Genomic DNA, 6,394 nt, shown 5'->3' with positions numbered 1-6,394 from the left:
CCGTCGACCATGTGGCTGCCCCACAGGTCCGTCTCGGTGATCCGGGCGGTCGCCGGGGCGGGGCCGCCCGGGCCGGGCACGGTCAGGCGGACGTCGGTGCCGGGGGAGAGGTCGGTGCCCGGCGGCAGGGCTGCCGCGAGGCCCCGGATCCGGCCACGCCAGCGGTAGCGGCCGCTGATCGGGTCGAACGCCCCGCCCAGCTGCACCTCCGTGGTGGCGTGCTGCTCGCCGACGGTGACCTCGGCGGGGCCGCGGTAGCCGTCGGGTTCGTCGTCGTGTGGGTCGGACATGCCCGCGACTTTACATGTAAACGTCAGTTACAGGAACTGGGTCACGGCGTGCCGGTTTCCGGGAGCAGCGGGTGCGGCCCGCTCTTGAACCGGGCCGGCGAGCCGCCGACGGCGGCGATCCCGGAAATTCCGCCCCACGTCATCATGGTGAGGTAGTCGGTCAGGTCCTCCGCCGACATCGACTTGTTGGAGATCCACCAGTGGGTGGCGAGCTGGATCGCGCCCACGATCGCGTACGCCCACGGCACGGAGCCGCCCGAGTCCATCTCCAGATGCCGCAGCCGCTCGCCGATCACCGTCGCGACGAGTTCGGCGATCATCCGCTCCGAGTTCGCCACGACGTCGCGCCCGGCCGCGGCGCTGTTGGTCATCACGTACAGGTACACCTCGGGATCCGAGGCGACGGTCTCGACGTACGTGGCGATCGCGACCCGGGTCAGGTCGTACTCGTCGAGGTCCTCCGCCACCGCCGCGTAGATGCGCGGAGCCAGGATCGTCTCCACGTACCGGAGCATGGTCGCCGTGGTCAGGTCGTTCTTGTCGGTGAAGTACCGGTAGAGAACCGTCTTGGACACGCCGATCTCGGCAGCGATCTCGTCCATCCCGACGTCGCGCCCGCGGGACCGGATCGCCTTGATCGTGCCGTCGACCAGTTCCTCGCGCCGGGCGATCTTGTGCTCGTGCCAGCGGCGCTTGCGCCCGTCCTGCTTGGTCGGCGCGGCGGCTGTCGGGACCGGCGTGTCGGTCGGGGGCAGGGGCTGGGGAACTCGGTGGTTCGGCACTGGGTGGCACATCCGTTCGCTGTCGATCGTCCGCCCAGTTTATAAGGGGGGTGTGCCGCACCCCGTGCGGATGTCCCGTTCGTAGGCGAGGCGGTGTGCCGAACCCGTGTCCCGCCCCCGCGGGTCGCGGGTTCGGCACAATGGTGGAGGTGCAGCTGATGAGCATCGACGATGAAGCCAAGCGCAGGGATCTGCGCCGGATGAAGGCGGTCGCCACCGGCTTTCTGCTCGCGGCGACCGCGGTCTACCTGTTCTGCCGGTGGCAGGAGTCGCGCGGTGCCGGCGAATGGGTGGGGTACGTGCGGGCGGCCGCGGAGGCCGGAATGGTCGGCGCGCTCGCGGACTGGTTCGCCGTCACCGCGCTGTTCCGGCATCCGCTCGGGATCCCTGTTCCGCACACGGCCATCATCAAGCGGAAGAAGGATCAGCTCGGGGCGAGCCTGAGTTCGTTCGTCGGCTCCAACTTCCTCGCCCCGGAGGTGGTGTCGGCGAAGGTCGAGAACGCCCGGATCCCGCTGCGCCTGGGCACCTGGATGGCCGAGCCCGATCACGCCGAGCGGATCGCGCAGGAGACGTCGACGGTGCTGCGGGGCCTCGTGACGGTCCTGCGCGAGCAGGACATCCAGCAGATCATCGACAACACCATCGTCAAGCGCATCGCCGAGCCGGAGTGGGGTCCGCCCATCGGCCGGGTGCTGTCCGAGCTCCTCGCCGAGAACCGGCAGATGCCGCTGATCGACATGCTGGCCGAACGGGCCCATCAGTGGGCCCTCGGCAGCCAGGAGACGATCGACCGCATCATCAGCCGCGACTCGCCGTCGTGGTCGCCGAAGTTCGTGGACCTGCTGCTCGGCGAGCGGATTCATCGCGAGCTCGTCGAGTTCACCTGGAAGGTGCGCTCCAACCCCGACCACGAGGTGCGTGCGGCCGCGAACCGGTTCCTCGCCGACTATGCGCGGGACCTGCAGCACGACCCGGTCACCATCGCCAAGGCGGAGAAGGTCAAGGCGGAGATCATGGGCCGCGAGGAGGTCACGCAGCTGGCTTCCGCGACGTGGCGGGCGGCCAAGCGGATGATCCTCGAGTCGGTCGACGATCCGCACAGCACGCTGCGAACGAAGGTCACCGAGAACGTCATCCACTTCGGAGTGCGACTGATGGAGGACCACGAGTTGCGCGGCAAGTTCGACCGCTGGCTGCTGGACGGGGCCCGGTACATCGCCGCCAACTACGCCGACGAGATCACGGCGGTGATCCGGGAGACGGTCGAACGCTGGGATGCCGAGGAGGCGAGCCGCAAGATCGAGCTGCAGGTGGGACGCGATCTGCAGTTCATCCGCATCAACGGCACGGTGGTCGGCTCGCTCGCGGGCCTGGCCATCTATACCCTGTCGAACCTGCTGTTCGCGTGACACGCCTCACGTGCTAGCAAGGTGCTTGCTACAGCTAGCACTGGCGCGTACGCTGAGGTTGTGTCCACGAAGGAATCGGGTGAACCCGCCGACGGAGGGGACGGTGACAGGGATGACGCGTCCGGCGCCACCGAGATCGCTACCCGGGTGGTCAGCACTGCCGCCCAGGACATCGGCAGTTTCATCCGCTCGCAACGCGAGGCGGCGCAGGTGTCCCTGCGTCAGCTGTCCCAGCTCGCCGGCGTCAGCAATCCCTACCTGAGCCAGATCGAGCGAGGGCTGCGCAAGCCCTCGGCCGAGGTGCTCGGTCAGATTGCCAAGGGTCTCCGGATGTCCGCGGAGGTCCTCTACGTCCGGGCCGGGATCCTGGAGCAACGCCCGCAGAGCGCGGTGCGCGACGCGCTGCTCGCCGATGCCGTCCTCAACGAACGGCAGAAGCAGGTCCTGCTCGACATCTACGAATCGTTCTGCCGCGAGAACGGTTCCACCCCGTCCGGGGCGGCATCCGCACCCGGGACATCTGCGCCCGGGGCATCCACACCCGAGACGTCCGCATCCGAGGCCGCCGCCCCCCAGGGCGCGACCGACCCCGATCAACAGGAGAACTGACATGACCGATCCGAAGAACCTCGCCACCCCGCTGTATGCCGCCGTCGGCGCCGGCGACGCCGTGGTCCAGGCCGTGGCCGATGTGGTGGCCCGGACCCGCCGTCGCGCCGAGAACACCCAGACCGACGTCACCGACCGGGTCGACAGCGCCCGGGGCCGTCTGGCCGACTTCCAGGAGGACCTGACCGAGAACGTCGAGTCCCTGCGCGAGCGTCTCGCGGGCCTGCCGGCCGAGCTGCCCGAGGATCTCGCGGAGCTGCGCGAGAAGTTCACTCCCGAGGAGCTGCGCAAGGTGGCCGAGGCATACCTGAAGGTGGCCTCCGACATCTACACCGCGCTCGCCGAGCGCGGCGAGGAGACCATCGAGCGACTGCGCAAGCAGCCGGTCGTGGAGGAGAGCATCGGCCGCGCGGAGGCCGCGTTCGGCGATGCCGTCGAGCTCACCGAGGATGCTCTCGGCACCGTGGCGCGGCAGACCCGCGCCGTGGGTGAGCAGGCTGCCAAGCTTGCCGGGCGCGCCGCCGGCCGGATCGAGGAGACCGCCGGCGAGGTCGGCGAGGCCATCTCCGGCGCCGGCGAGGAGGCCGGTATGCGGGTGCTCGACCTCGGTGGCCAGGCCCAGGAGGCCGCCGCGGAGGCTGCCGACCGGGTCGAGACCGCCGCGCTCGAGCTCGACGAGGCTGCTACCAAGTTCGAGGAGGCCGCGGAGAAGGCTGCCGCGCCGAAGACTCCGGCCAAGGCGCCCGCCCCGGCTGCGGCCAAGGCTCCGGCCAAGACTCCGGCCAAGGCGCCCGCCAAGAAGGCCGCGCCGCGCAAGACCACCGGCGCCTGATCGCGACCGGTCGGTAGAACCGCCGACGGCCCCCACGCGACCTCCGCGTGGGGGCCGTTGCTCGTACCATGGGGACGTGCCCAACGTCGATTCTCTCGCCGCCCTGATCATCTTCGCTCTGCAGATCGTCGCGCTCGCCGGGGCGGGCTTCGCGCTGCTGCATGCCGTGCGGCAGCCGGCCGAGGCGTTCCCCGCGGTCGACAAGCTCACCAAGCCGGTGTGGCTCGGCATCCTCGCCGCCTCGCTGCTGGTGATCGTCGTCTTCTGGGGCACCTTCATGATGCTCGGGATCATCGCGGTCATCGCCGTGTGCGTGTACCTGGTCGACGTGCGGCCGCGGGTGGACGAGGTGCAGAAGCGGCGCTGGTAGCTGTCCACGGGAGCCTTGACAAGCGCCGCCAGGTTGGTGACACTTCGAGTAACGGGTAATTACCGAGACGAGGTGATCGACGATGGCGCTCACCCGGACCGTCCGCACCGCCGACCGGCAGGACACCGCCCAACGCCTGCTGGCGTCCGCGGCGCGCTCCTCCTACGACCCGGGCCTCGAAATCGACTGGGACGCCCCCGTCCCCGCCGACAAGTACGGCATGACCCCCGAATGGAGCAGCCTCTACGGCACCGCCCTGTGGGAGTCCATGACCGAGCGGCAACGGATCGTACTGACCCAGCACGAGGCCGCCAGCATCGCCGGCACCGGCATCTGGTTCGAGATGATCCTGATGCAGATGCTCGTGCGCGACCTCTACCGCCACGACCCCGCCACCGCCTACGTCCAATTCGGGCTCACCGAGATCGCCGACGAGTGCCGGCACTCGACGATGTTCGCGCGCGCGGCACAGCACTTCGGGATCCCGTCCTACCGGCCGAAGCGCTGGATCCGGGAGAGCGGCCGGCTGTTCAAGGCCACCGCGAGCGGGGCGCTCGCCTTCGGCGGCACCCTGTTCGCCGAGGAGATCCTCGACATGATGCAGCGCGACTTCATGCGCGACGAGCGGGTCCAGCCCGTCACCCGCACCGTCAGCCGCATCCATGTGATCGAGGAGTCCCGCCACATCCGGTACGCGCGTGAGGAGATCGTCCGCCGCACGCGCCACCTCTCCCGCGCCGACCGCGCACGCGTCCGGCTGCAGCTGGGCATCTCCGCATACTTCGTCGTCACGAGCCTGGTCCACGACGACGTCTACGCCGCCGCGGGACTCGACGTCGCCGAGGCCACCGCCGCGGTCCGCGCCAACACCCACTACCACGACCGGCTCCGCGAGGGCGCCCGACGGACGATCGAGTTCCTCGACGACGTCGGCCTGATCGGGGGACCGTCCACCCTGCTGCTCCGCCGCGCCCACGTCCTGTGACCGCGCGACCGTCCCCCCGGCCGCCGCACGTCGCGACGGCCGTCGTTCCAGCAACCAGGAGAACAACACAGGTGAAGAAGCCGTCCCGCAGGACCACCCTGGCGATCGCCGGGGTGGCCGGCGCCGCTGCCGTTGCCGGCGTCGTGGTCTACCGCGCCCGCCGTCGCCGCGCCGTGCTGCGCGCCGCCGACCGGCCCCCGCACGCACTGCTCGCGCCGCCGACGGTGGAACCCGACGTCATCGACATCACCACCGACGACGGTGCCCACCTCAACGTCCGCGCCTACGGCGACCCGGACGCCGACCCGATCGTGCTCAGCCACGGATGGACCTGCAACGCCGACTACTGGATCCCGCAGATCAACGCCCTCGCCGGCCGCTACCGGGTGATCACCTACGACCAGCGCGGACACGGCGGCAGCGACCTCGGTACCCGGACCTTCGGCCCCGACGTCCTCGCCGACGACCTCGCCGCGGTCCTCGAGGCGACGGTGCCGGCCGGCCGCAAGGCAGTCCTTGCCGGTCACAGCATGGGCGGCATGAGCATCATCGCGTGGGCCGGCCGCCACCCCGAGCAGGTGCGGGAGAAGGCCTCCGGTGCGCTGCTCGCGAGCACCGGCACCGACAGCCTGCTCGCCGAGGCCGCGCTGCTGCCGTCCCGGCTGGGGCGGGTGCAGGAGCCCGTCGCGCGGCGGCTCCTCGGCGCCGCCCTTCCGCTCGTCGCCTCCCCTGTCACCACCCGGGCCCTGAAGTATGTCGCGCTCGCGCCCGGCTCGAGCACCGCCGAGGTGGCCTTCTGCGAGAAGATCGTGCTCGGCTGCACGCCGCGGGCCCGCGGCAACTGGGGCACCGCGCTGAGCGCCTTCGACATCCGCGACGGGCTCGACCACCTCACGGTCCCGACGACCGTGCTCGTCGGCACCGCGGACCGGCTCACTCCGCCGGTGCACGCCCGCAAGCTCGCCGAGACCCTGAAGACCTGCGGGCACCTCGAGCGGCTCGTGGTCCTCGACGGGATCGGGCACATGAGCTCGGTCGAGGCGATCGACGCCTTCGACGACGAACTGCTGCACCTGGCCGAACGCGATCGCATGCCGGCCGGCGCCTGAGGTCC

Annotated in this window: 8 protein-coding genes; 6 read left to right on the top strand and 2 right to left on the bottom strand. The window is 70.5% G+C overall.

All coding sequences use genetic code 11. The annotated features are described in order from the left end of the window. A partial coding sequence (locus tag G6038_RS18645) for a DUF4873 domain-containing protein (RefSeq protein WP_165039286.1) occupies nucleotides 1–290 on the bottom strand: 290 nt, incomplete at its 3' end. 41 nt (nucleotides 291–331) lie between these two features. Further along, the gene (locus G6038_RS18640) at nucleotides 332–1,072 is read right to left on the bottom strand and encodes a TetR/AcrR family transcriptional regulator (RefSeq protein WP_165039285.1); all 741 of its coding nucleotides are present in this window, start codon (nucleotides 1,070–1,072) and stop codon (nucleotides 332–334) included. 140 nt (nucleotides 1,073–1,212) lie between these two features. On the opposite strand from G6038_RS18640, the gene G6038_RS18635 reads away from it, so the two are divergent. From G6038_RS18635 to G6038_RS18610, 6 genes are all read left to right on the top strand, one after another. After that, on the top strand, nucleotides 1,213–2,484 hold the full coding sequence (locus tag G6038_RS18635; RefSeq protein ID WP_165039284.1) for a DUF445 domain-containing protein: 1,272 nt from the start codon (nucleotides 1,213–1,215) through the stop codon (nucleotides 2,482–2,484). A gap of 60 nt (nucleotides 2,485–2,544) precedes the next feature. Beyond that, nucleotides 2,545–3,093: a helix-turn-helix domain-containing protein gene (locus G6038_RS18630; protein WP_165039283.1), complete on the top strand. Its 549-nt coding sequence runs from the start codon at nucleotides 2,545–2,547 to the stop codon at nucleotides 3,091–3,093. 1 nt (nucleotide 3,094) lies between these two features. Beyond that, nucleotides 3,095–3,925 (top strand): heparin-binding hemagglutinin, encoded by an 831-nt coding sequence (locus G6038_RS18625; protein WP_165039282.1) that lies wholly within the window; start codon nucleotides 3,095–3,097, stop codon nucleotides 3,923–3,925. 76 nt (nucleotides 3,926–4,001) lie between these two features. Next, on the top strand, nucleotides 4,002–4,295 hold the full coding sequence (locus G6038_RS18620; protein WP_165039281.1) for a DUF2516 family protein: 294 nt from the start codon (nucleotides 4,002–4,004) through the stop codon (nucleotides 4,293–4,295). Between the two features lie 82 nt (nucleotides 4,296–4,377). After that, the gene (locus G6038_RS18615; RefSeq protein ID WP_165039280.1) at nucleotides 4,378–5,280 is read left to right on the top strand and encodes a diiron oxygenase; all 903 of its coding nucleotides are present in this window, start codon (nucleotides 4,378–4,380) and stop codon (nucleotides 5,278–5,280) included. A gap of 71 nt (nucleotides 5,281–5,351) precedes the next feature. Further along, nucleotides 5,352–6,389 carry an alpha/beta hydrolase gene (locus tag G6038_RS18610; RefSeq protein ID WP_165039279.1) on the top strand — a complete coding sequence of 346 codons (1,038 nt, stop codon included), beginning with the start codon at nucleotides 5,352–5,354 and terminating at the stop codon, nucleotides 6,387–6,389. The last annotated feature ends 5 nt before the right edge of the window (nucleotides 6,390–6,394 follow it).

Source organism: Rhodococcus sp. 14C212, assembly GCF_011058195.1.
GTDB classification, from domain to species: Bacteria; Actinomycetota; Actinomycetes; order Mycobacteriales; family Mycobacteriaceae; genus Rhodococcus; species Rhodococcus aetherivorans.
Note: the sequence above shows the minus strand (reverse complement) of the source record. Positions and strands in the feature narration are given on the sequence as shown.

Bases quoted from the DNA above. Each gene is read 5' to 3' on its own strand.
- G6038_RS18615 (WP_165039280.1), top strand. From the start codon at position 4,378: ATGGCGCTCACCCGGACCGTCCGCACCGCCGACCGGCAGGACACCGCC.
- G6038_RS18625 (WP_165039282.1), top strand. From the start codon at position 3,095: ATGACCGATCCGAAGAACCTCGCCACCCCGCTGTATGCCGCCGTCGGC.
- G6038_RS18635 (WP_165039284.1), top strand. From the start codon at position 1,213: ATGGTGGAGGTGCAGCTGATGAGCATCGACGATGAAGCCAAGCGCAGG.